Below are 25,945 nucleotides of genomic sequence, written 5' to 3' on the forward strand. Positions count from 1 at the left end.
GGTTTTTATCTGATTATGGTGAGTGGGCCAGTTACTGATTTTCTACCATTTCTTGGGTTGATAATATAATAATAAACTCCGACAGGTAAGGGTTCATTCTGATAATTACCATCGAAAGGAATTTTATACGCGTTGCTGAAGAAAACTCGATTTCCATTTCTATTAAAAACTTCTACCGTCGCATTTGGATAAGATTCTAAATATTTAATAATCCATGTGTCGTTTATGTTATCCCCATTTGGTGTAAATGTATTTGGAGGATTCAATGCCTCTAAAACTTTTATCAAAACCTTTGTTGTAGCAATACAACCATCGGGTTGCGTAGTAACGTTCAATGTATATTCGGTATCTTTTTCTGGAGCAGCCAATGGATTAAGCACATTAACTTTATCTAAGCCCACAGCGGGCAACCATTGGTATTTTAAATTACTACCCTCAGCAATAGCAGGAATTGTAATTTGTCCGCCTGCTAAAATGTATAGCGTTTGCCCAGCATCAGCAATTGGCGATTCGTAAACCTCAATGGTTTTAGTGATGGATGATTCGCAACCATTTTCAGCCTTGTAAGTATACGTAATATTATGAAAACCAATTCCGGCTACTTTCGGGTTAAATAAACCATCTACTGCAAGTCCTTTACCTTCTGTTGAGTATTCACCCTTTCCTATAATGCCCGAGGTTTCGCTTGCGTTAGTAAATTCAACTGTTCCATCATTTTCGCAAATTGAGGTTAAATCGTTAAAAGATAATTGTGGTACTGGTTTTAATGTAATTTCTTGAAGTGCCTCTTTTGTACAAACAGCATTATCTCCTGTATAACCAACAATTCTAATGGTAAATTTCTTATCTGTATTTCCCCCAAAAGAAGCGTATGTTAACGCTATATCATCAACATTATTTGGATACATTACCGTTTTGTAGATTGTATTTGTCCCGTCTAAATTATAATCCTTATAAATTTCTAGCTTAACTATTTTCCCGATCAAGGCAGTGAAGCCACTTGTGATAATTACATCGTTGTTGCTACATAAATTTTCAGGATTATGCACTTTAAATTCTGCTTTATCAACTCGTCCATTAACAATAAAGTTTTTCGTAGTGGTAAATTCACAGCCATTTAGGTTGGTAACAGTTAAAGTAACTGTATAAGGCCCTGGATTAACATATTGGTGCTTGCCATCTTTATCTGCCGAAACATTTGAACTTGCCGTTCCTGTTGGGTCACCAAAATTCCACTTGTATGTAAGTGTACCATCTCCATCAACTGCATCTATTGAAGTATTTACAAAAGTTGCCACACCATCGTTGGAGCAAACATCTGGCAGGATAAAATCGGCTTTTGGTAAATCTCTTACAACAATACTTTTGATGACCTCACTCGTACAACCCTCTGCCGTAGTAATGATTAATTTAATTTTATAACTACCTGGCAAACTGTAATTATGAGTTGGATTTTTTATTGTAGAAAAAAGCACATCATCAGAAAACCATTCCCACTTCGTTACAGTACTCGGGCTTGTAACCGTAGATTGATCAGAAAATTGTAAATCTGAAAGCACGCAAGTTGGATTTAAAATCTTAAAATCGGCAACTGGCACTGGGTTAACCATAATTTTATTAGTAACAACATCCGACCAACAGCCACCTTGATTAGAAACCGATAACTTAATGGTGTGTTCGCCTAATTTATTAAAGGTATAAGTTGGGCTTTCCTCTTCAATAATTTCATCATCAAATTCCCATTTCCACTTTGTTATTCCAACATTTGCATTTGTAGATTTTAATACTGGCGACACAGATGAACCAAAACATATTTTGGATGGCGCATTAAAATCTGCGTTAGGTTTTTCATAGATTGTGAAACCACTATTTATCTCTTCCGTATTTCCGCAATTTGTGGTGTTTTTATAGGTTATCTTAACATTAAAAGTATAGTCTCCTGGGGCCGCAATATCTATATCTACGGGATATGAATAAGTATAATATTCTATACCATCCTTTATTGTGGGTGTAGCAACCGGTGCATCTTGAGTAACTACATTTGCGCCTCCCAAATTCCAAATCAATTGTGAGGCTTCTCCCGTTAAATTAATTTTTAGTTTAAAACCTTGCCCCTCACAACCTGAGGTAATGAGGTTTTCGGCCAAATCTGTTGTTTGGAAAGTATAACTTTGAACATTAGCACCTGCGAGATATGCGTATGACTCTACCCTACCATAGCCGTAAGCGATTGCAGAAAAACCGCCTGCTGCAGTTAAACGATGTTGGGCTTGTAGATTTGTAACATCTATAACTGCACAGCTATATGAAGATCCGGAAATAACATTAAAAGAAGATGAATATGCTATACCATCAAGTTTAAATGATGCAACATCTTCTGTTTTTATTACAACATTTATGTAATACTTAACTATATCAGTTGTAACTCCTATGCTTTTAATATTTGAAAACACTGTAATGTCGTTTAGCGTTTGTTCAACAGGATTTAGCATTGTTATTTCAGGATCTCCAGGAAACTGATAGACATTAACATTGGTTCCTGAATTATTCAGATTGCAAGTTTGAGAAGTTTGATAGTGTGCTAAAGCAATCGGCCTATCGCTAGAAACAACATTTGGACCTGTAGAGAAAAAATTAATTACCGCACCTTTGGGATAGGGATTTGCTAGTAAAGAACCATTCGCATCGGTTGTACTGCCGTTAACAGTTATTGTTGTATTATCTTCTGCTACGATAATTCTGAAGGCATCGGTATTACCATGCAAAGTATTGTAAAATGGAGAAGTAACAAAATTTTTCCCCCAAGCGCTGATAGGAAATAGCTGCTGAAATAAATTATCCCCACCAGATGGAGATCTTGAACTTCCTGACTCACAAAATGAAGCCCAAGTATTTCCTGAAAAGACAGCAATTGGTTGGCAGTCTCCAGTAGAAGTAATATAACTTCCAGTTAAATCACTAACTGATTGATATTGATATATATCACCTGCATTTAAGGATATTGTAAAAGTTACTCCTGCAAGATGATTGGTTGTTCTTGAACTCTGTTTTGGAGTGATATTAACTTTTGTACCATCCTTTGTTGCTAAAATAGTAAATTGAGAATAAACATTACTACCATTTGGACCACCATTCTCATGAGAAAAAACATAATAATCTTTTCCTAGCGTATTTACAGGTATAACCATTGTACCACCCGTTCGAGCACTATGAGAAATAATCGAGTATAATGATATCGCTTTTGTAGTTTCTACTCGAATGGCCTTATTCGTTTCGATAGATTCAGATGATCCTATGTAATTGCCAGTATTAGGATTGATAACTTCTTGATGTGAAGTGTTTGGTGCAATGCTTCCCGTTGCGATTACAGTGTTTCCAACGGAAATTTTATAATCTGTTTGAAAATCTGCCGATAGAATCAAAGTCATTTGAGATGTGAGTGCATCAACATGCGCAGCGTAAGGCAAATAAAAATCCTTTCCTTTATTTGATGCCGATTGAGCAGAAACTAAGGAAGGAAAAACAAAGAAAGAGATAACGCAAACTAATAACCCAACCCTAGTCATTACTTATTAGTTTATTTGGCCTAGACAATACATTTTATTCTATAATAGATTTGCAATATACCATTTATCGGATACAACGAAAACATCAAAAATAAGAATTAACACTTTTTAGCTATTGAAATACAGGGTTGGTGTAAAAAACTGCAGGGATTGGTGTAAAAAACTACATCGATTAAAATTCATAGTGGAAATTAGCATTCATCCCAATTAAAATTTTCAGGCAAGTCTGTTTGATAAATTAATTTTATTCATCCCAAATTATTTTAGAATAATAAATGCATTTTATATGAATTCATATAAATACTTGATGAACAAAATTTATCCTGCTAGGGTTAATGACCAACCAGATATGCAGTTTTATAAGGAAATGATCAAAGCTCATTTTAAATTGCAAAGTGCAGTTATTGGAGATGAATCTTTAATCTTGGATTATAGAAATGCATTCTTTTTTTTAAGAAACCATATTCACAATGCTGTAAAAGATGGCTACAGACTTATAACAAATCAATTGGATGAAGCTGATAAAAATCAGCTTGAAGAGAACATACACAAGTTAGAAACTCCATTGTATGATATAAGCGAACTTGAAAAAATTCTTTCCTACATCAATCTAATTTTTTCCGCTTATGATTTAACGCAAATAAATGAAAAAAGCTATCAAACAGTTACCGAAACGGTTTAAATTATAAAGGTTCAGTTATTGGCATCAGTTGATTGATCTCCACTTCCTAGCTTTTCTGAAAAATCTTTCGCCTTTTCATCAGCAAGAGTATCGTTTTGATCGTTTGATTCTAGATTTTCATCTAAACGATCATTCCAGTTATCCAAACCTTTAGCAGGATCTTTTTTGTTTTGATCTGTAAATTCTATTTTAGATTTAGCTTGGTCTTTAGATTGATTATCCATTGTTGAGATTATTTAAAGCAGAACATTTATAAGAATGGAAAGTTTTGTAAATACTGTTATTTTACAGGTGGCTCATTTTTACCATCCTTAAATTCCTTAACACTCCTACCAATTCCCCTCATTAATTCTGGAATTTTCTTTCCCCCAAAAATTAAGAGTATTACCACCCCAATTAAAATAATTTCTATCGCCGACATATTTTCTTTTTTATAATATACGATAAAATTGCGGTGATTGTTTCCGAAATCCAAATTAAAAAAACAAACTTAAACCAACATTGCCTTTAAAGTTCTCGCTTTTATCTTTGGTACAGCGCCATGACGCATAAATTCTGCAAAGCCCTTTAATTGTTTTATAGATTTTATAGCTTCATACCCAGCATAGGTTGTTCTAATTTTATTTAACAATAGCGTATCAGTTTTAAACATATCACTTTCTGTTAGCAACCCTTTATCTAAGAACTTCTTAATAAGTTCTGCGATTTTCCCATTGGCATATAAATGAAGCGGAAGTTTGAAAACCTCGTTGTTTAATTTTTCGAAAATCTCATTAATCCAATTCGCCTCTGCATCTACATTAACTGCAATTTTTCCATCATTCAAAACAATGGAGGTAAGAAATTCTCGAGCACGCTGGCGAGATATTATTCCACCGTGTACTCCATCTCGTAAAGTATAATCTAAACGATCGGCACAAAGTGAAGGCAAAGGTTGTTCTAAAATATCAAATGTTCCGTAAAGAATTTGATTGACATCGTAACCATGTTTAAGCAAAACATCTGGAATTTCTGATCTATAAATTACTTCAGCGAAAACCTTTTCATGGTAATCTTCATCTGCATTGCCAAAAACATAATCGCCAACATGCGAAAAGGCTGTATGAGAAACATCATGCAGTAAACCGGCAATTTGTTCAAGTACTGAGCCACCCATTTTTTTCACCAACATGGTAACGCCAATGGCATGCTCTAATCTAGAATGGCAAATATCTGGATTAACCAAAAATATTGCCCCGCTTTGATGTATTCCAGCTAAACGCCTTAAAGCATCTGTATTTAAAAGATCTTCAAATACTTGTTCAAATTCCATTTTACCATATAAAAAATCGCTGAGTTGAATCATACTTTCTTTGCCTTTTAATTATGAAAACTAATAAACAATATTACTAATTATTTTAGTATATTTAGAATATAAATCTCCACAATATATTATTACAAACTAAACTTATTAGCACAAAAACCAACTTTCAAATATTTTGAAAGCTATTATTACAAAACCATGATCAATTATAGATCGCTAATAAAAACAAGCAAATAATTTTAACGTTATTATTGTAAAAAAACAGTTATATGGCAACCGCTCAACAAATTAGAAAAGCATATATCGATTATGTTTTAACCAACAATGAGAAACCTAAAACGGTTTACAGCTTCGCTAAAAAGAATAAAATTACTGAGGGAGAATTTTACCAATTCTATTCTTCTTTCGAAAGTATTGAGAAAACGATTTGGTTCGAATTTACTTTCGAAACCATTAGTAAGATTAAGGAGCAAGAGGTTTGGTTACAATATACCTCAAGAGAAAAAATGCTTTCTTTCTTTTACAGCTATTTAGAAAACCTAAAAAGTGAACGAAGTTTTGTGATTTACAGTTTGAAAAACTATAAGGGTAAATTCTCTACTCCAGATATTTTAGCTGGTGTTAAACCCATCTTCGAAAACTTTGCACAAGAAGTTATTGATGAGGGTTTGGATAGCGGAGAGTTGGCCGAACGCAGATTTTTAAGTAAGCGATATAAAGATGCACTTTGGATTCAATTTGCCTTTATCGTTAATTTTTGGATAAATGATGATAGCGATGGCTTTGAGAAAAGTGATGAAGCGATAGAGAAAGGAATCAATGTTACTTTCGATCTTTTTCAGCATTCTCCAATTGATAACTTGATAGACTACGGGAAGTTTTTATCGAGAAATGGAAAGTTTAAAGAAAAGATGGGATTTTAAATTTAATGAAGACACAACAGAGTATTCCAACAACAAAAGTAGAGCGTTCGGCAAAATTTGTTAAAACAGGTTTTCAAATCGGCGGCAATTACATCAAACACTATTCGAAAAAGTTGTTTAATCCCGAAATGGATAGAGAACAGCTTAATGAAGATAATGCAACCGATATTTATAAATCGCTAAGTGAGCTAAAAGGAAGTGCCTTAAAGATTGCACAAATGTTAAGTATGGATAAAAACATACTTCCAAAATCGTATGTAGATAAGTTTACGCAATCGCAATATAATGCTCCTCCCCTTTCAGGACCGCTAATTGTGAGAACTTTTACCAAAAACTTTGGCAAAACGCCAGAGCAGATTTACGATACTTTTAACCTAACATCGAGCAATGCGGCATCTATTGGGCAAGTTCATCAAGCTACGCTTGATGGAAAAAAATTGGCGATAAAAATTCAATATCCTGGTGTTGGCGATAGCATTTCATCAGATTTAAAGCTGGTAAAACCATTTGCATTTCGTTTGCTGGGGATGTCTGAACGTGAACTGAACATCTATATTAAGGAAGTTGAAGAACGTTTGATAGAGGAAACTGATTATGAACTTGAGGTAAGAAGATCAATTGAATTTTCTGATGCTTGTAAAAACTTAGATCACATTGTCTTTCCAAAATATTATCCCCAGTTATCTGGAAAGCGGATTATTACCATGGATTGGATTGAGGGAATGCATTTGAAAGAGTTTTTGCAAACCAATCCATCGCAAGCATTAAAGAATAAAATCGGACAAGCACTTTGGGATTTTTATAATTTTCAGCAGCACGAATTAAGGGCAGTACATGCCGATCCGCATCCAGGAAATTTTATGATTACACCCGATGAAAACTTGGGTGTAATCGACTTCGGTTGTATAAAGGAATTGCCAAATGATTTCTATTATCCGTTTTTCTCGTTAATTTCTACCGATGTAATTAATGATAAGGGAAAAACGATTGATGCTTTTAGAAAACTCGATATGATTCATCATGATGATACTGAGGAACAGGTTGAATTTTATTACAAATCATATAAAGAAATGATTAGCCTTTTTGCGAAACCTTACACCAGCAAGGTATTCGATTTTAGTAAGCCAGAGTTTTTCGAGCAATTATATGCTTATGGCGAAAAGATTTCTAAAATACCTGAATTTAAACAGGCACGTGGTGTTAAACATTTTATCTACGTAAATCGTACAAATTTTGGCCTGTATCAAATTTTAAACGAATTAAACGCCACAGTGAATACTGATACTTATGAGCCGACCTTAAATAGATAATTAAGCGTTTTTCTTCACTACTTTTACCATATGATCAATATCGAATGGTTTTTCAATGTAGTCATCTGCATCGCAATCTGCTGCCTGTTGAGGTAAATTATTTGATGTTGAAGTTAAAACTGCAGATACATCTTCTGTTTCAGGATCAGATTTTAATGCCTTAATTATTTCTGATCCTCTCACCTTTCCTTTTATGTGATCATCTACTATGACAATATCAGGATCTATTTGATCAATTTTTTCGATAGGCTCGGTTGTTAATGATGCAGTAACATCAAAACCCTCTTCCTCCAACACTTGGTCCATTATATCAAGGATATCTTTATTATCCTGAACAAGTACAACCTTTTTCTTCATAAAATATATAGGAATATTTTTTTTTAAAGATAAGAAAAAGAATAATTGTAAAGCATGTATTTTTTTCGGAGCTATTAGTCCTATAGTAGCAGTACATTGTTTCTAAGCCTGATTGGAGTGAAAAGCCCGCAAACCCGATTTCTGCCCCAAATACCCAGCACTAAAATAGCATCGGGTTGAGGACTTGCAACGAAAAGCAGGGCGAAAAGCCGCCACAAAAAAACTGAACATTCACTTTCTAATTAATATTTGAATACCATAATTAAAAAAGTTTCAAGTTTTCGTCTTGAATTAATGCCTGTTGGTCGAGTAAAATATAACGATTGTATAAAAACGACAAAGTGCCTGCAACGTTTTTACATTAGTGGCGTCTTATCTACAAAACAAAAACAAAATGTACTTAAACAATTCAATAACAATTAATTAACATTTAATTATTAAATAAAAAATATTATGAAAACTTCAATCAAAACCCTAATCGCATCATCATTAACAGCAATCGTTTTATCTACAGCTGTATTTACTACTAGTGTTTCGGCAAATGAAATTGCACCAGTAAAAGTTTCAACAGTAAATAACTTTAAGAGAGTTTCTGTAAAAGGAAATGTAGAAGTTACACTAATTCAAAGAGGTACAGCTGGCGTTTCTTACGCTGATGATAATGCGGGCAGTGCAAAAATTATTCAGGATGGTGATATTCTTAAAATTTCCTCTGCTGATAAAGGCGTTACAAAATTAATCGTGTATGTAAACGACTTATTTAGAATCGAGGCATCAGAAAATGCTGTGGTTAAAACAGAAGGTAAATTAAGAACACAATTCTTACAGATCTTTTTAAAAGGTAATGCGCATGCAGATATCAATACAAGTACCGAAGGTTTATATACTGTAATTAAAGACAATGCAGATCTTAAATTGAGTGGATCTACAGATAGCCATACTTTGGTAATGGGCAAAACACAAAAATTAACAATTGATAAATTTGCTGCCTTAAAAACCAATATCAGTTCGGTAGAAATTGTTGCGGTTGATAAAGAGATTGCATCTATAAAATAATATACTCGCACAGAAATGATTAAGGCTTTCTGATATGATCGGAAAGCCTTTTTGTTTTTAAACCCTTTTAAGATTAATTATTAAATTCTGGTGTGTAAAGCTTGCTCACCAAAATGCACACAAATTACCAATATTGCATAACCAATTGATTACTTAATTCAATTTAAGTACTTTAGGGAATAAATAATTTATCTGGTAGCCGCTCCAGTAGATAGCTTATCAACACAAACTATCTCATCATGATAATTGACCCCACCAAAATTGAGAGTGATAGAGAATTGGATTTTGACATTTGTATAATTGGTAGTGGTGCGGCTGGAATAAGTATGGCCCTCGATTTTATCGACACAAAATTTAAGGTAGCGTTGATAACTGGTGGCAATGAAAAAGAAACCTCTGTTAATAAAGATTTATACAAGGGGTTTGTTCCTGTAGAGGGAAACCACGAAGCATTGGAGGAAAACCGACGGCGACAATTCGGAGGATCGACAGCGGTTTGGGGCGGTCGTTGTGTCCCTTTTGATGCAATAGATTTTGAATACCGACCTTGGTTACCCAATAGTGGCTGGCCAATAATCGAAGATGAACTAAAACTACATATTAGCAAAGCCCTTGATTTATGTGACGCTGGAGATTTTAACTTTGATGCCAGAAAAGTATTTACCAATACTCAATCGGAGATTATTGAAACTTTGGATAATGAAGATATTTATTCGTGGCCTTTAGAAAGGTACAGTACGCCAACAAGGTTTGCCACTAAGTTTAAAAAAACTTTAAAAGAGGCAAAAAATATTACCGTTTTTCTTAATACACATGTCACCAAAATAAATGTATCCGATAAGAATCCATCAAAAATTGATCGTGTTTTTACCATAACTGGAAAAAAAAAGAATGCCTTTAAAGCTAAACATTTCATTTTAGCTACCGGCGGGATAGAGAATGCCAGATTGCTGTTAGCTTCAAGATCGATAACGCAACCCAATGGATTGGGAAATAATTATGATAATGTTGGCCGGTATTACATGTGCCATTTAAAAGGAACATTTTCGAAAGTTATACCTAGAGATAGACAAAATCTTCTTTACACATTTGAAAGGGATGCCAATGGGGTTTACTGCAGAAGAAGATGGTGGATTTCACCTGAAGCCCAATTGAAAAACGAAATAGGAAACATTATTTTCTTCTTAGATCGTCCGCTTGATGGGTTAGGAGAAAAAGATCCCGTATTTTCAGTTTTCTACACGGCAAAAATGTTTCGTGAGTTATTAAAACAAAAATCACCAAAGCTTATTGTCAAAAAGTTAAAATCTGTAAAGTCAATTTTATTATTACATTTTAAAACCTCGATAAAATATGGGGTGATGGTTTTGCCAGAGATAATAAAACTTTTAAAAATTAGGCTCAATCGCAGAAGATTACCAGAAATTCTCCCACCAAAAAATGCAAAATCTTTTCATTTATATTTTCAATCGGAACATTTGCCAAATAGAGAAAGCAGAATTAGGCTTTCAGCCGAAAAAGATGCCAATGGCGTGCCCCGGCCAAGTGTAAGCATAAAATTTACTGAACAAGATGTAGATACAATTGTAAAAGCCCACAAAATTTTTGTCGATAGATTTAAGGAAATGAACCTGGGCCAAATTTATTTCGACGAAGAAGCACTTCGAAATTATATAAATGATAGGATTAAAAATTTTGATTCTGCAGCACATCATTTAGGTACAACGAGAATGGCAAACAATCCAGAAGATGGTGTTGTTGATGCAAATTGTAAAGTTCACGGATTAACAAACATATATATTGCAGGAAGCTCAGTTTTTCCAACAGGAAGCCATGCAAACCCAACGCTAATGATTGTTGCTTTAGCATTACGGCTTAGTAATCATATTAAAAATCTAGGCTGAAATTGGTTTGAAAAGATAATTTCTATTAAAATAAAAAACCTAGTCATTTAAAATAACTAGGTTTTAGAATGTTATATATCAAACTTTTTCAATTCGATTTTTACCTTTTGCTGATTGCGATTAACTTCCAAAGGAACTTTATTTTTTGCTAGTTTCCTCAATTGCTGTGTAATCTGATCAACAGAATTGGGATTAATTTGATTGATGGAGATCAGTTCATCGCCAGTTCTCAATCCTGCTTTATATGCCAGGCCTTTTTCATCAACATGTTTGGCAATAAACTTCGATCCATTTTGCTCAAAACCTAAACCTAAAGCATACAACGGAACCATTGGAACTGAAAATGTTTTATTAGGCGACATTTGAATATAACCTACATTATAGTTGAATCTGAAATTGAATTTCCCTAGCAATGACATGCCTAGTAAACCGTGTCTATCGAAACCATAAGGTGGTTGTTCTTTAGGTAAATCTAGAGACATGGCAGGGTTATTTAAGGTTGAGCCCGCAATGGTAATCGCATCTATTGTTCCCATTTCGGATTTGCTAACATTACCGCTTAAATCCATTGATGCTGATGCCATTTTGTTCTTTAGTTTTTCCTCTAAACCATTGGTATAAGCATTCAAAAAATAATTCCCTGAAATTGCCCCACCTGCACCTGTATCAAAAAGCATTCTGGTTTTATAATCCAATCCATCTACTTTCAAAGTAACCTCAATTTTTGGAATGTTATTTGTCAATTTTATTGGCAATGCGTTTTGCGAATCGTTTTCAGAATATCCAAAATTATAAATGCTCATTTCACTATCATCCAGATTAATGGCAACTTGGTAGTCTTTTAATAAGTCAAATCCAATAATACCATCCATTTGTCGGCCAATAACTTTTTGCAATCCACTCAAATCTGCCACCACAAGTTGCTTCCCTTTAACATTAACGCCACCAATGTTTAAATCCAAGGTATCAATTGTTTTAAACTGACCACCTTTTCCGGCAGTTTTAATGTCGATTGCTTTTTGGTTTACCTTTAAACCTAATTTAGTTGCGACCAGCTCACTTAAGGACGTTGCTCCTGCACCACTATCAAACAAAAAGTGATAAACTTCATCACTGCCTTTAATTTTTACATCAATAAACATTAAAGAAGATGAACGGGAAATCGGTGTCTTAGCAAGTAGTTTTGCGGGCTGCAATTCTTGTCCGACAGGATCGACCAAACCCAATATCTGCTCAAAATGACCAATACGATCGAACATCAAGAATTTGTTCATCCGTACCCAAGAAATCATTTTAGGACCACTCTTAGGTATTACGGTTTGCTGTGCGTAAATTTTACCATTACGTTTAACAACATTTCCGTAATAAACAGTATCCAGCACGACAGGATTAATTACTTGCGGCAAAACGTTGGTTAAATCCCGATCGCGGTATTCGGCAATGTGAAAGGTTTCATCTAAAACCGCAGCGATGTCTTTAACATTATGCTTTTTTAGGTTTTGCCCAAAAAGTTGCAGTGCATATTTAATTTGAACATCACTTGGTTCTTGCTGTGCGAAAGCCGTATTGGCAAAAATGCATAAACCTATAATTAATAACTTCTTCATCTTACTTGGTTGATTGTGATTGTTGATCGGCCAATTTTAACGCCTGATAAGCATTAACTATTCCACCGGAAACCGAGATATTTTGTAACTTCTGTTTTCCTTGCCATTCTTCCGGAACGATGGTTACCGTTTGCATCAATATGTTCTTAACTTCTGCCGCAGATAATTTCGGGTAATACGAGCGCAAAAGCGTTGCTACGCCGCAAACTACAGGCGATGCCATACTGGTTCCATGCATACCCGAATAAGTATTATCAATTCCTGTTGAGTAAACATCAAAACCTGGTGCAAAAAGATCTACCGACTTTCTACCATAGTTGGAGAAACCCATAATCTCTCCAAACGGACTCGTTGCGCCGACAGTAATTACATTGCTTGCCGCTTTACCATTGTTGTAAAATTGCGACGGATAAAAAACAAATTGATCGGTATCTTCGGTAAAATTACCGCCACCACGAACAATGAGTACATCTTTTTTCTCTGCGTATTTTATCGCATCATCTACCAATTGTTTTTTTGGAGAAACACGTTTACCAAAACTCATATTAATTACAGTAGCGCCATTATCAACGGCATAACGAATAGCCTTTGCCACATCTTCATCATATTCATCGCCTTGCGGCACAACAACTCTGATTGGCATAATTTCTACATGATCTGCAATGCCATCTATTCCAATACCATTACCCCTAACCGCAGCAATTGCCCCTGCAACGTGTGTTCCGTGATCTGAATTTTTAAAGCTCAATTGATTATTTCCCCAATTTTGACCAGGCTTTAAACCAGCCATTACAACCGCTCTGCCATCTTTTAAGGAAGAAACATACTGAGATTGAAGATTATTTTCTGAACTGGAAACCATAAACGGCGCCAGCTTGTACACTACGTTTATTGGCAAATCAGGACTATATTTATTGGCCTGTGCCCTCATTTTCAAAAGCTCGTACATCAAGCCAAGCTCTTTATCTTTCTCAAATTCAGGTCTTGTATCATACAAAGTTTGTATGGTAACGACTTTATTCGGAAAAATTTTTCCGAAGTAACGATCAATCGAATCTACTTTTGAGGCTAAGTTTTTGGAACCCTCTAAAGAACGTATAGATTGCGCCAATGAAGATTTGCGTTTAACCAAGTTGAAATATTTTTTATCAGCCGAATTAAGTTTTGTAGTATCGGTATGCTCGTAAACCTTGCTTAATCGTACATATTCCCGGTCATCTTCACTTGTAGCAAATTCGATATTTGTTTTTCCATCGGCGCTACCTAAAAAATTCCATCCATGAATATCATCGATGTAACCGTTGCCATCATCATCGATGCCATTACCCGGAATTTCTTTTTTGTTGGTCCAGATGATGGATTTTAAATCCTCATGGTTAATGTCGACACCTGCGTCAATTACCGCAACGAGAATCTTTTTAGCCTTTTTACCTTTCAGGATTTCTGCGTATGCTTTATTAGCTTCAATTCCATAAACACTATCTTTTGCAAAAGAAAGCATGTGCCAATTTTGAGGATGATGCGTAAACAAATCTTTCTTTTTAGCATCCGATAAGCCTTTATTTTGTTGTGCAAAAAGGCATAGCGGCAGCATGAAGACCCCAATAAGGCCTGTTAATTTTTTCATTTTTGATGATTTTGGTTCTTAGTAAATCTTTGGAGCTTACTTAGATTTTAAGGCTGTCTCAATTAGTTTTTCAAATTCAGGTTCTGATGCTTGTGGCGCATGATCTTCGATGATTTTTCCTTCTCGATCAATCAGAATATATCTCGGAATTCCGGTGATATTATAAGCCTTTTCAAAAGCAGAAGACTTTTCATCACCCGCATGAAGCTCTACGCCGTTCATGTCTTTTGATTTAAGGAAACTAAGCCATTTATCTTTCGATTTTGAATTATCAGTAGAAATGGAAACGAACACAACATTTGGATTGTCCTTATATTTATCGCGAAGTTTTAAAAAATATGGTAAAGAGTGCATACAAGGAATGCACCATGTTGCCCAAACATCAATCGCCACAACCTTTCCCTTAAAATCGCTTAGGTTTACGAGCTTGCCTGTTACATCAGAAATAGAAAAATCTGGTGCGATTGCATTTTTAGATACCTTGCTGTATTTTTCTCTTAATTCGATAAGGTTTTTCTTTGCTGAAGCATCAGTAGTTTTTTCTATTGCTGCAACCATAATTTTATCCAAATGAGCATCCCAACCACTTATGGAAAGATGATAAATAATATTCTGGCTTAATTGCTCGTTGATCAACCTTTCATTATTTACATTTTTTAGCAAAAATTCCATTTTCCCAACCGAGCCATTATCAATTAAATCATCATCCTTAATATCAGCACCCTCTTTTAACCTCCAAAATGTATAATAACCGGTTACTAATGATCTCAATCCGATTGCTTTCAAAGAATTTACTGCAGGATTATTTAACGAGATTTTATCTATAATATTAAAAAAGTTTTCATCAACATTGGTAGGCTGATGGCTGCGCAAGTATTGCAGTTTCACTTCCATGTAATGCATTTCATTATAGAAATTTGCAGTTGAAACCAAACCAGGGTTTTTAGATTTACTAATCAATTTTGCCTCATCTGCATATTGCTGATCAATTTCTTTAATGGATAATGCCGCTTTTTTTTCTTTGATTAAATCTGCCGAGGCCAATTGAATCTTATTAATCAACAGGTTATCAATTTCAGATTTTCCATTGATTTTAATATTAGCTTCTGTAAGCATGGTTGGTTTCGCAGCCGTCTGATCTGCTGATCCACCAATTACAAAGGTTGCTGACTGACGTGCAGGTAAAATGATATCCAAATTTTGGTTGGGCAAAACGTAAACCGGAAAGTTATCAATCCAATAAACCAGCGCTTCATTAGTAGGGAAATCCAGAGTGAATTTCCCATTCTGATCGAATTTTAGACTTTTAAAAAGTACCCTGCCTTTGGCTGAAAAAGCCTCAACAAAAAAACCAGATGACTTTTCATTTGCACCAACCCGACTTCCAGTGATAGTTGCAGCGAACGCCGAAACAGAAAGTATCGATAGAAATAGCGTGCTGAATAATTTCGTTTTCATATAAATTAAATTACGCCTGCGTTTCCGATGGCTTGTAAATCGATATTATATTTAGTCTTGTAATAATTGATGATGATATCGTATTTCTTTTTTACCAAGCCTGCGGTATCATTTGAAGATTTTAAAATCGTAGCATCAAGCTCTACTTTGGTCTTTGATGTGATTAAGGCGATATAGGAAAGAAAATCTCTCGTTGGTCTGTTGTCTTGCAAAGAAACTACATAAGAAACATAACCGTATGTATAAAAGTTAGTTGCAGTGACGCCAGTTTGCGTGTAATTTGTTATGGTTAAAAATTCTGCAGGGATATCAAGTTTCCCACGATTATTAATGAAATTGAAAAACTCAACATGTAAATTGTTCACATAAGTTTTCTTCTGAGCATCCGTCATTGTATCAAAAGATGCAGAAAAGTTATTCAATGTCATTTGGTTATAGCTAGAAAGTACAGTGTAAGTTGTTGTTGCCGATGCTTTGCTTCTCAAATTCTGCCCAAGTAAAACTTTAAAAGGTAAATTGGTTTTCAAAAAACTATCAGAGTAATAACTTAACCAATTCTTTTGTACGAAACTTAAAACTTTACCTACATAAGCTTCATCTGCTATATCTACTGTATAGTTATTTCCAAAGTTTGATGTGCTATAAACTGGAGTCGCCCCAAAATCAACTGCATTAAATTTATAAAGGAAGAAAGTTCCATATTTATTATTAAGAGCAACCAAAATTGGATCATAATCATGGTTTCCTTGGGGCAATTTATATTGCACCTCAATGTCTGATGGCTCCAATTCCGCCTCTTTTTTACATCCAAGGGAGATTACAGAAATTGTTAAAAAGAAGATTAAATATTTTAGATTTTTCATGTTCTTTATTTTAAAGATTATGGATTTTGAATAAGGTTTGGGTTTCTGCTCAATGCTTCTGTTGGGATGGATAAAGTGTATCGGTTGTCATTTTGCTGTAGGGTTTCAATTTGAGGTGTACCGGCACTTAATTGAATGTTATGCTTTAACTCTGGCATTCCCCAACGGCGTAAATCAAACCAACGACTATCTTCCAAACACAATTCTCTTCTACGTTCTGCCTTACAAAAAGCATATAAATCCTGAGGGTTATTGATCGCAATTGGTATGTAGGCGGCTGTAGTGATCCTGTTCAACCTAAGTAAATTAATATCGGCCAATGCTTTACCTAACGCCAAAGCATCACCAGCAATCGCTCTTTGAATATATGCTTCTGCCCTATTCAAATAAACCTCTGCCGTTCTAAAAGCTTTGCCATTCGTATTTCCCGCAACATACTTTGCCGATCTTCCTTTATACGAATTAATGGTTGTAGTAAGATAAATATTACTGGTAAAACTATATTTCAATCTTAAATCTGTACTTGGATAAGTATTTCCTAAATCATCAGATATAAAATAAGCAGCTTTCGCAACAGATTGTCCGCCACCAAAAGGCATAACTGAAAGCTCAGCATTGAAGCCATAACCCCAAATTACTTCAGGAGAGGAAACTGCAGATGAAATTCCATATGTAACTGTAGTAATTTCATTCATTAGTTTTAATGTGGATTTCTTCTGTAATGTTGCATCAGCATAACGGATACACGCATCCCAGTTACCCATGTACAAGTAAACACGGGACAAAAGAAATCTTGCAGATGTTCCATTGAATTTATAAACATGATTTCCAGCACCAGTTGCGTCAAGAAGGGGAATTGCTGTTAACAAATCATTTTCTATTTGTGAGTACACTTCTTGAACTGTCGATCTACCAACTGGATTGTCTGTTACATCTGCAGTTAAAATCAATGGAACACCTAAATCAGTTTTTGGGTTTACGCTCGCCCCATAATATGGCTTTCCAAAATAATTTACCAACATAAGGTAATAGAATGATCTTAATGATGAAGCTTGGCCGCGAAGGTTTTGCTTTTCAGATTCTGTTCCATCAACTTGATCGATATAATCAAGAACTACGTTACAGCCCTTAATTCGAGCGTAATAGTTGTACCAAATATTTGAACTGGTTGCTGAATTTTCCAATAACCGATCAATCATATTTTTTTGCCAGGTAAAAGCAGGTGCATACTTATTTAGCGCAGTTACAACAGTTGCGTTTGCATTATATTCAGATTGAATATCATCTGTTAATAAATCTGAGAACTCAGTAATCACAGAATTTAAGGGGTAAGCTTCACCAGTCATTAACTGGTTTAATGCTGCTGTGGTTGTTGGGCGTACAAGATCTTGGCTACTTTCTTCCAAAAAGCCTTTCTTGCATGATAGTGCACTTATTGATAAGCAAATAAGGGCAGTGTATTTTAAATATCTTTTCATAATTTGCTTGTTATATACCAATGTTTAGTGATAAAGAGTAAGTTCTTGGAATAGGTAAATTATTCCCATTTACTTCTGGATCTTGTCCATTCAATCTTTTATCTGCGATATAAAATAAGTTAGAAACCGATGCTTGCAACTGGCAAGATTTTAAACCGATTCTTTTGATTTTTTCACTTGGAACGATATAGCCCAATGCAAGATTTCTAAGTCGGATAAAACTTGCATCAACAATTCTTGTATTTGAATAATCATACAGCTGATATGGAGAAAATGTCCCTGTTGAGCCTGGCACAGGAATTTGATTTAAAGCAACTGAATTAGCAGTTGGAAGGGATGGAATTATTGTAAAAGCCTCATCACCATTTTGACGCCAGCGATTGTTCAATTCTGCTGAGAGATTTTGGAAAGGATAAGGTGCTGATGTGGTGGCACGAACAGAGGTATAAAGAGGTGCTAATCGTTTAACATTACCTGTACTAATATAAAAAAATGTGTTTAATGTAAATGATTTGTAGCGGAAGTTGTTACCTAAACCGCCTGTAAACTTTGGGTCCAACTGCCCAGAATATACTAATGCTTTGGTTACATCAGTTGCCGCACCTGGATTGGTAGCTACATTTAAACCATTGAATAAAGGTCGTCCGTTTTGGCTATCCAGGCCAGCAAAATCAAATGACCAAATTCCAGTTGCAGGAAAATCCTTTTTATATAAGCCGCCTGATACTGCTGCTTGCCAATTGGTTAAAGAAATAACGCCTGACTCTTGAACATTATTCGCAACTTTTGCTGTATTAAAATTAATTCCCCATTCAAAATTTCTGGTTTTTACTGGAAATAAGTTTACAGTAAATTCAAATCCTTTGTTAGTAATATTACCAGCATTAACAGGCATTGATAACAAACCATACTCTAACGGAATCGTCTTTTGTACAATAACATCAAAACCCGCTTTTTTATAATATTCAAAGCTTCCAGAGATGCGATTTTTCAGAAATGCAAAATCCAAACCTAAGTTTAGCGTCTTGTTCCTTTCCCAACGTAAATCTCTATATGCTAAACTTTTAATTAATAATATAGGATCACCGGAAATTGAATTCACAGCTGATGCGCCTGTTGGAATTTGAGCAACTAAATCTGGGCTAAAATTTTCGGCAACGTTACCTTGAAAACCAAAGCTCACGCGAGCAGAAAGTTGATTTAACCAAGTAATGCTATCAAAGAAGCCCTCTTCTGCAATATTCCATTTACCACCAATGGACCAAGTTGGCAAAAACCTGTGGTTAGCATACTGACCAAAGCGATTCGATGCATCTGTACGGATGTTTGCATTAAATACGTATTTCTGGTTAAAGTTATAGGTTGCTGTTCCAAAATAAGAAACATAATTAGAAATCCTGTCGGTAATAGTTGGAATTGTGTTCTGCAATAAGCCATTCACAAAAGTAACACCAGTGTTTACTACTGTTGCAGGCACCTGGGCGAAAGATTGACCTCGATCTGGCATGTAGCCATAATTCATTTGCTTTAAACCATCATACTTAGAGCTTCTTATTTCTTGGCCAACCATTACGTTTAAGCCGTCTTTATTACCCCTTAAGCTTTTGTTAAATGCTAAGGTGTTTCTAAAGGTTGTGGTTTGATTATTTACCGAAAAGGAATTGTACACGCCCCCAACAGGCAATCTCGAAGCCAAATAATCTATAGAACTTGGTACAGCTGTACCGTATTCAAAGCCACGAGTTTGCGTGATAGAATTCGAACGTTCTGTTAAGTATGTTGCACGATTGGTTTGATTATAGCCATAACCAAGTAATGATTGAAATGTAAATAATTTTAGAAATTTATATTCGAGGTTTGCAGACGCATTAATGGTAGTTAGTTTATTTTCATTACCACTTTCTGCCAGTTCATTTAAAATACTATATTTAAAAGCTCCAGCACCTGTGTTAGGACTAGTATAGAAATAAGGAAGACCATCATCTCCATAAGCAGGAATAGTTCTACTGGTGTTAAATGCGTAATTAAAAGGATCTACACCATAAAAACCTTCAGTTGTACTTTTTGCACCATTTAATTTAAAGCCAACTTTTAAATTATCGGTAAGTGTACTATTAATATTAATTGAAGCTGTATATCTGTTCTGCTCATTTCCTTTAGTGTTTCCTTTATCATTCATAACACCTATCGAACTGTAATAAGTAGTTCTATCAGAGCCGCCAGCCAAACTTAAACTATGTGTTTGGCTAACTGGTGCCTGAAATAATAAGTCAAACCAATCTGTATTATTGGTTTCCAGTTTATTTACACCTGCAACAAATTGTTCTTGTGTTATTTTTTTGTCGAATAAATCTGCTGATAAACCTTCGTAAGAAACGGGATCTGGAGTAACTTCAAACTGTAACCCTCTTGCATAAATCTCTCTCGAAACATCAATACGTTCTTTTGAGTTCATTAAATTGAACTGACCATAATTCGGTCTTTGAGAAGTTGTAAAATTTGTACTATAATTTACTGTTGTTTTACCAACTCTTCCTTTCTTAGTAGTAATTACGATCACGCCATTTGCAGCTTTTACGCCATATATCGCAGTGGAGGTTGCATCTTTCAAAACCGTAATATCCTGAATGTCATCAACATTTAAAAAAGCTACTGTACTTCCAACCAAATTTTTAATGGCATCGTCAGAAGTGCCTGGTGTTAAAGAATTTAGCTGCTGATAATCAAAAGGAATTGGATCCTCCTGAATAATTCCATCAACCACCCAAACTGGTTCTTGATTACCCAACAAAGTTGATGTACCACGAACCCTAACCCTTGGTTTAGAACCTACCAAACCTGATGAATTGCTTACCGCAACACCCGGCAATTGTCCTTGTAGTAATTTATCGATCTGATTAACACCAGCCACTTTTATGTCTTCCATTTTTACAGAAGAAATAGAACCAACGAAATCGCGTTTGGCAATATTTTGGTATCCTGTAACCACTACATCTTCAAGCCCTTGTGTTGATTCTTCCAGCTGGATATTCATTACCAAAACTTCGTTGTTTGTATTTACAGCTCTAACAGTAGGCAAAAAACCAATGTATTGATAACGGATGGAACTATTTTCATTGACCAAAAGCACGTAATTTCCATTGCCATCGGTTGAAGTGGTATTTTGCTGCCCAACTTACTGAATAGAAACTCCAGGCATGGCGTTGTTTTTATTGTCCGTAATTTTTCCAGTTAATCTTATTTTCTTTTGCGAAAGGGATGGACTGCCTGAAGATGAAACTGCTTTTGTTTTGAAGATTACCACTTCTTTATCAATTACGAAAGTGATATCCGTTCCGTTTAAAAGCGCACTTAGAACAACATTTAAACTTTTATTTCTAAGAGAAACTGTTATCCTTGGATTTTTATCCAACTGATCGGCGTTGTAAAAGAATTGCATTTTCGCCTGTCTGCTTACTGTTTTTACAGCATCAGATAGTTTGGCATTTTTAACATTGATAGAAATGTTTGCCGGCACTTGAGCTTTGGTAGAAGAGCTAAAAATTATAATCGCACAGAATGTGGCAGTTATCGTTTTTGCTAAAAAGCTTAATCTAGGCGAAAAATAATTTTGTAAATATTTTTTCATTTAGTTTTGAATAGTTTGGTTGATTTTTGATTTTGGTTTGGTTAGATGTCGTGTTAACGTTGATCTACATATATCCTCCTGTTTTTAATACTGAATTTTACTCCTCCTGTTTGCTCAATGATATTGAGTATCACTTTTATATCACTATATCTTTCAATCTCTCCCGAGAAATGAATTTGCTTAATTTTATCCGATTGGAATTCTACATCGTAATCATACCATAAGCTCAGCTGATCCATTACTTCATCAAGTGTGGCTTCTTCGAAAACAATTTTTCCATTTGCCCAGGCCACATAAGGCATCACATCAACATCTGCTTTGATTAAGGCATTTGTTTGTTGATTGAATATCGCCTGTTGGTTTGGCGATAAAACTGTAATTTGGTTATTGGCAGATTTGGCCTCAACCTTACCCTCAACCAAAGTGGTACGTGTTGTTTTGGTGTAGGTATTTACATTGAATGTGGTTCCCAATACTTTAACATCCATACCGTTTGCGTGAACAATAAAAGGTTTATTCGGATTTTTGGCCACTTGAAAATAAGCCTCTCCTTTCTCTAAATAAACATCGCGAGAACTTGCTGCATTAATATTCACCGGAAAGCGAAGCACCGAAGCCGAGTTAATTATTACTGTAGTCCCGTCTGCCAAGGCAAGTTTATATTCCGCCCCACGCGGGATGATTAATTTATTAAAAATCTGTTCAGTGGATGCCGATCCATCAGTCTTGTAGCTGAGCAGTTCCTTGTTCTTATTAGTGATGCTTGTTCCGGCAACATCACCTAATTGTTTATTTGGATTTTCAGAAAGTTCAACCTTACTTCCATCAGCTAAAATTAAGGTCGCTTTATGATGATCAGTTGCTTGAAGTTTTGCCAAGCTTAATTCTACAGGCTGATTGTTTTTAGTATAATAGAGAACCCCACCTGCCAATATCAATACTGGCAATAAGAAAATAGCTGCATAGCGCAATAACCTTGGCATTAACTTTACGGTTTTGGCTGGGAAATTAGAACGAACTTTGTTCCATGCCGAATCTTCGTTAATTGCATTTATTAAATGATTTGCACCTGCAATCATTTTATCTGCCTGTAAGGCATCAATCAATTCTCTTTCTTCAAGACTCAATTGTTCCAACAATTGCTGATTAGGCAATTCATTATTGTTTAATTGTTGGATAACTTCAACCCAGATATTTTCTTTTGCGTTCATTTCTTATGACGGATTAATAAATAGTATGATTTAGGTTAATTTAGGGTGACAGTAATATTAAAAAATTATTAAATAATTCATAACTAACTGACTAACAATAAAATAAATTTATTATTTGATTAGAATTTTCCTTTACCTAAAAGGATTGCAATGAAAATTATAGCGAGCGGATCTTCAGCAGCTTTAGCTTTTAGAAAAGCATAGGCCCTTTTCATTTGGGTTTTTACAGTATTGATGGAGATGTTATTTGCCTTTGCAATGTCAGCATAACTTAATCCATCAACCACATATTGCAGGAACACTCTTTTACGATCGCTTGGTAACAGATTAACTAAACCCAAAACTTTTTCATCGGCGATTTCCTTAAACTGCAAAGATTCTTCCTCTTCCAAATAATCGCTTTGAAGTTCCATAGAGATTTGATCTGTTAATTCAACTGCATTGGGTTGCTTTTTGATGTGCGATAAGGAAAGATTTTTTACCGCTCGAGTAGCATAGGATTGGAAAGAAGTCTCTATTTGCACTTCATTCCTCCTATTCCAAAAATTAATAAAGAAATCTTGAACAATATCTTCTGCGGCAGCTTCATCTTTAGAAATTTGGTACGCAACAAGAACCAAAAACTTGTAATGTTTCTTAAACAAGTTTTCGAATGAGGCTATATCAAAATATTCTGCCAAGTTATATGCTGATGTGTAAGATTATAAGGAATATTATAGGTAAAAATAATTTAAAACTGCGCAAAACTGAAATAAGTAGAAACATTTAATAAGAAAATCGATTTTCATGCGTAAGAAATAAAAGTAGAGCCATTCAAGGCTACACCTATATTTTAAGTGTTTTTACGCGATAAACATAAGTTCAGCATTTCTTCAGAATCCGTTGGTACTTTGCAGGCAAAATCCTCATCAATAATGACTAATCTTTTTAAAAGCAGATATGCAATCCTTTTAGGTTTTATTATTTATTTCCTGCTTTTTTCACTCCTAATTAGAAGCATCCTATTTATTTCTTCATCACAACACAGTGAGTTTACCTTTTTCGAAGTGCTAAGATTTTACACAGTTGGTTTGTTTTTCGATCTAGGTACAGCATTGGTTTTAACTGCACTTTATTCTGCTTATCTTTTAATAATTCCTGAGCGGTTTTACCATCAAAAATGGAATAGGATATTTACTTTTTTAATCTTCTTATTTTTCTTGGTGATTACGCTTTTTTCCTTTTTTGCCGAATTAACTTTTTGGCAAGAATTTGAAAGTCGCTTTAATTTCATTGCAGTAGATTACCTGATTTACACGTACGAAGTGATTCATAACATTAACGAATCTTATCCGCTACCACTTTTAATCGCTGGAATGTTGATTATTGCTAGTGTAATTACCTATATCTTTTATAGGCTAAAACTTTTTGAGAATAGTTTTGATAGCCGGACTCCTCGAAAACCAAGAATAGTTATTTCATCATCCTTAATTATTCTAGCGATACTTTTTGCGACTTTTATAAAAAATAGTGCTGCTGAACACGGAAATAACCGCTATGTAAATGAGTTAAGCAAAGCTGGCATTTATTCTTTTTTTGCTGCCTTTAAAAACAATGAATTAAATTATCACGATTTTTACAGCTTAATTGGAAATGATAGCGCCTTTAAAATTGTTAGAAATCAGCTCAACGAAAAAGGAACTACTTTTAAAGGTATTAATTCCATCTACCGAGAAATAAAAGGAACAGCGGCTCCTTATAAACCAAATGTAATTCTCATTACTGTAGAAAGTTTAAGTGCTGATTTTTTAGCGCATTATGGCAATACCGAACGCCTAACGCCAACACTTGATTCTATTGCCGATAACAGTATTTTTTTTAGCGATATGTATGCAACCGGTACGAGAACGGTACGCGGCATGGAAGCCTTAACTTTGGCCATTCCCCCAACGCCAGGCAGTAGTATCGTTAGAAGAATGGATAACGAAAATCTTTTTACTGTTGGCCATGTTTTTAAGGATAAAGGTTATGTAAATACATTTTTTTATGGTGGAGATGGTTACTTCGATAACATGAACCACTTTTTTGGAAGCAATGGTTACAATATTGTAGATCGAGGTAGAAAACTGCTGAACGAAACCTATGCAGGAACAAGAACCCTTATTCAAGATAAGGACGTTACTTTCGAAAATGCTTGGGGAATTTGTGATGGCGATATTTTTAATGTAGTTATTAAAGATGCAGATACAAAATATAAACAGCATCGGCTGTTCAATAACTTCATTATGACTACTTCTAATCATAGGCCATATACCTTTCCCGATCATAAAATTAATATGCCAGTCGGATCTAGAGAAGCTGCCGTTCGCTATACAGATTATGCCATTGGGAATTTCCTAAATCAAATTAAAACCAAACCTTGGTTTGATAATACAGTAGTGATTATTGTTGCTGACCACTGTGCTAGTAGTGCGGGAAAAAATGAAATCGACATTTCTAAATATCAAATCCCATGCATGATTTTAAACCTTAAGAATCAGCCCAAAATGAATATTTCAAAAATGACTTCACAGATTGATTTATTTCCCACACTTTGGAGTTTGCTGGGCTGGAATTACACCAGTGAATTCTATGGAAAGGATGTTTTAGCAGATACTTATGAGCCTAGGGTCTTTCTTGGTACCTATCAAAAATTGGTTTATTTAAAAGGCGATAGTTTAGTGCTTTTAAGTCCACAGCGCAAAGTTGATACTTATTTGTATAACAAAGCGAAAAACGAGCAAAAGCCCTTTAAGCTGCCGCTAAGAACTGTTAATGAGGGCATTGCTAATTACCAGACAGCTTTTGATTTATTCACCGATGGTAAATTGAGGTTGAAGTAATGATCTGAATTCGATTAATAAATGTATATAAAAATAATAATTTGGGCGTTTATTGATAAGTTTCTATTTTTTGGCATCAATGAGCTCAGCAAAGCCTCGGTTTAACACGCT

General features: G+C 34.9%; 19 protein-coding genes and 1 pseudogene. 6 read left to right on the plus strand and 14 right to left on the minus strand.

From position 1 onward, the window contains the following. Positions 1-5: 5 nt before the first annotated feature. On the minus strand, positions 6-3,566 hold the full coding sequence (locus tag EZ449_RS12630) for a PKD domain-containing protein (RefSeq protein WP_131559287.1): 3,561 nt from the start codon (positions 3,564-3,566) through the stop codon (positions 6-8). A 286-nt stretch (positions 3,567-3,852) separates the two neighbouring features. On the opposite strand from EZ449_RS12630, the gene EZ449_RS12635 reads away from it, so the two are divergent. After that, a complete protein-coding gene (locus EZ449_RS12635) occupies positions 3,853-4,248 on the plus strand; it encodes a hypothetical protein (protein WP_131559289.1) in 396 nt (131 codons plus the stop codon). A gap of 11 nt (positions 4,249-4,259) precedes the next feature. Here EZ449_RS12635 and EZ449_RS12640 read toward each other — a convergent pair whose 3' ends face one another. From EZ449_RS12640 to EZ449_RS12650, 3 genes are all read right to left on the minus strand, one after another. Beyond that, positions 4,260-4,472, minus strand: a complete 213-nt coding sequence (locus EZ449_RS12640; RefSeq protein ID WP_131559291.1) for a hypothetical protein — start codon at positions 4,470-4,472, stop codon at positions 4,260-4,262. Positions 4,473-4,528: 56 nt separating this feature from the next. Further along, on the minus strand, positions 4,529-4,669 hold the full coding sequence (locus tag EZ449_RS12645) for a Sec-independent protein translocase subunit TatA/TatB (protein WP_131559293.1): 141 nt from the start codon (positions 4,667-4,669) through the stop codon (positions 4,529-4,531). 69 nt (positions 4,670-4,738) lie between these two features. Further along, positions 4,739-5,593, minus strand: a complete 855-nt coding sequence (locus EZ449_RS12650; RefSeq protein WP_131559295.1) for an HD domain-containing protein — start codon at positions 5,591-5,593, stop codon at positions 4,739-4,741. A 227-nt stretch (positions 5,594-5,820) separates the two neighbouring features. Between EZ449_RS12650 and EZ449_RS12655 the strand changes: the two genes are divergently transcribed. Then, positions 5,821-6,474, plus strand: coding sequence for a TetR family transcriptional regulator C-terminal domain-containing protein (locus EZ449_RS12655; protein ID WP_131559297.1), 654 nt, complete (start codon positions 5,821-5,823; stop codon positions 6,472-6,474). Between the two features lie 5 nt (positions 6,475-6,479). After that, positions 6,480-7,784: an ABC1 kinase family protein gene (locus EZ449_RS12660; RefSeq protein WP_131559299.1), complete on the plus strand. Its 1,305-nt coding sequence runs from the start codon at positions 6,480-6,482 to the stop codon at positions 7,782-7,784. On the opposite strand, the gene EZ449_RS12665 is transcribed toward EZ449_RS12660, so the two are convergent. Then, positions 7,785-8,141 carry a response regulator gene (locus EZ449_RS12665; RefSeq protein WP_131559301.1) on the minus strand — a complete coding sequence of 119 codons (357 nt, stop codon included), beginning with the start codon at positions 8,139-8,141 and terminating at the stop codon, positions 7,785-7,787. Positions 8,142-8,594: 453 nt separating this feature from the next. On the opposite strand from EZ449_RS12665, the gene EZ449_RS12670 reads away from it, so the two are divergent. Together EZ449_RS12670 and EZ449_RS12675 are read left to right on the plus strand one after the other, a co-directional pair. Then, a complete protein-coding gene (locus EZ449_RS12670) occupies positions 8,595-9,197 on the plus strand; it encodes a GIN domain-containing protein (RefSeq protein ID WP_131559303.1) in 603 nt (200 codons plus the stop codon). 239 nt (positions 9,198-9,436) lie between these two features. Further along, positions 9,437-11,101, plus strand: a complete 1,665-nt coding sequence (locus EZ449_RS12675; protein ID WP_131559305.1) for a GMC oxidoreductase — start codon at positions 9,437-9,439, stop codon at positions 11,099-11,101. Between the two features lie 71 nt (positions 11,102-11,172). Here the strand turns inward: EZ449_RS12675 and EZ449_RS12680 are convergent, their stop codons facing one another. The 9 genes and pseudogenes from EZ449_RS12680 to EZ449_RS12720 all read right to left on the minus strand — a co-directional run bounded on the left by EZ449_RS12680 (position 11,173) and on the right by EZ449_RS12720 (position 23,653). Continuing rightward, positions 11,173-12,708 carry an aspartyl protease family protein gene (locus EZ449_RS12680; RefSeq protein ID WP_131559307.1) on the minus strand — a complete coding sequence of 512 codons (1,536 nt, stop codon included), beginning with the start codon at positions 12,706-12,708 and terminating at the stop codon, positions 11,173-11,175. 1 nt (position 12,709) lies between these two features. After that, positions 12,710-14,335 (minus strand): S8 family serine peptidase, encoded by a 1,626-nt coding sequence (locus tag EZ449_RS12685; RefSeq protein WP_131559309.1) that lies wholly within the window; start codon positions 14,333-14,335, stop codon positions 12,710-12,712. A 36-nt stretch (positions 14,336-14,371) separates the two neighbouring features. Continuing rightward, entirely contained in the window at positions 14,372-15,793 is a 1,422-nt protein-coding gene (locus tag EZ449_RS12690) for a TlpA family protein disulfide reductase (RefSeq protein WP_131559311.1), read from the minus strand. Positions 15,794-15,798: 5 nt separating this feature from the next. Next, positions 15,799-16,656 (minus strand): putative zinc-binding metallopeptidase, encoded by an 858-nt coding sequence (locus EZ449_RS12695; RefSeq protein WP_131559313.1) that lies wholly within the window; start codon positions 16,654-16,656, stop codon positions 15,799-15,801. Between the two features lie 17 nt (positions 16,657-16,673). Continuing rightward, the gene (locus EZ449_RS12700; RefSeq protein WP_131559315.1) at positions 16,674-18,134 is read right to left on the minus strand and encodes a RagB/SusD family nutrient uptake outer membrane protein; all 1,461 of its coding nucleotides are present in this window, start codon (positions 18,132-18,134) and stop codon (positions 16,674-16,676) included. Between the two features lie 10 nt (positions 18,135-18,144). Further along, a pseudogene (locus EZ449_RS12705) lies at positions 18,145-21,294 on the minus strand (SusC/RagA family TonB-linked outer membrane protein); the annotation flags it as partial. 15 nt (positions 21,295-21,309) lie between these two features. Then, positions 21,310-21,762, minus strand: a complete 453-nt coding sequence (locus EZ449_RS12710) for an STN domain-containing protein (RefSeq protein ID WP_131559319.1) — start codon at positions 21,760-21,762, stop codon at positions 21,310-21,312. A gap of 53 nt (positions 21,763-21,815) precedes the next feature. Continuing rightward, positions 21,816-22,973, minus strand: coding sequence for a FecR family protein (locus EZ449_RS12715; protein ID WP_131559322.1), 1,158 nt, complete (start codon positions 22,971-22,973; stop codon positions 21,816-21,818). Between the two features lie 119 nt (positions 22,974-23,092). After that, positions 23,093-23,653, minus strand: a complete 561-nt coding sequence (locus EZ449_RS12720; RefSeq protein ID WP_131559324.1) for an RNA polymerase sigma factor — start codon at positions 23,651-23,653, stop codon at positions 23,093-23,095. A 234-nt stretch (positions 23,654-23,887) separates the two neighbouring features. Here EZ449_RS12720 and EZ449_RS12725 point away from each other — a divergent pair, with 234 nt between their 5' ends. After that, positions 23,888-25,834 (plus strand): LTA synthase family protein, encoded by a 1,947-nt coding sequence (locus EZ449_RS12725; protein ID WP_131559326.1) that lies wholly within the window; start codon positions 23,888-23,890, stop codon positions 25,832-25,834. Positions 25,835-25,945 lie beyond the last annotated feature (111 nt).

Origin of the sequence: Pedobacter frigidisoli (genome assembly GCF_004331675.1) — a bacterium.
GTDB classification, from domain to species: domain Bacteria; phylum Bacteroidota; class Bacteroidia; order Sphingobacteriales; family Sphingobacteriaceae; genus Pedobacter; species Pedobacter frigidisoli.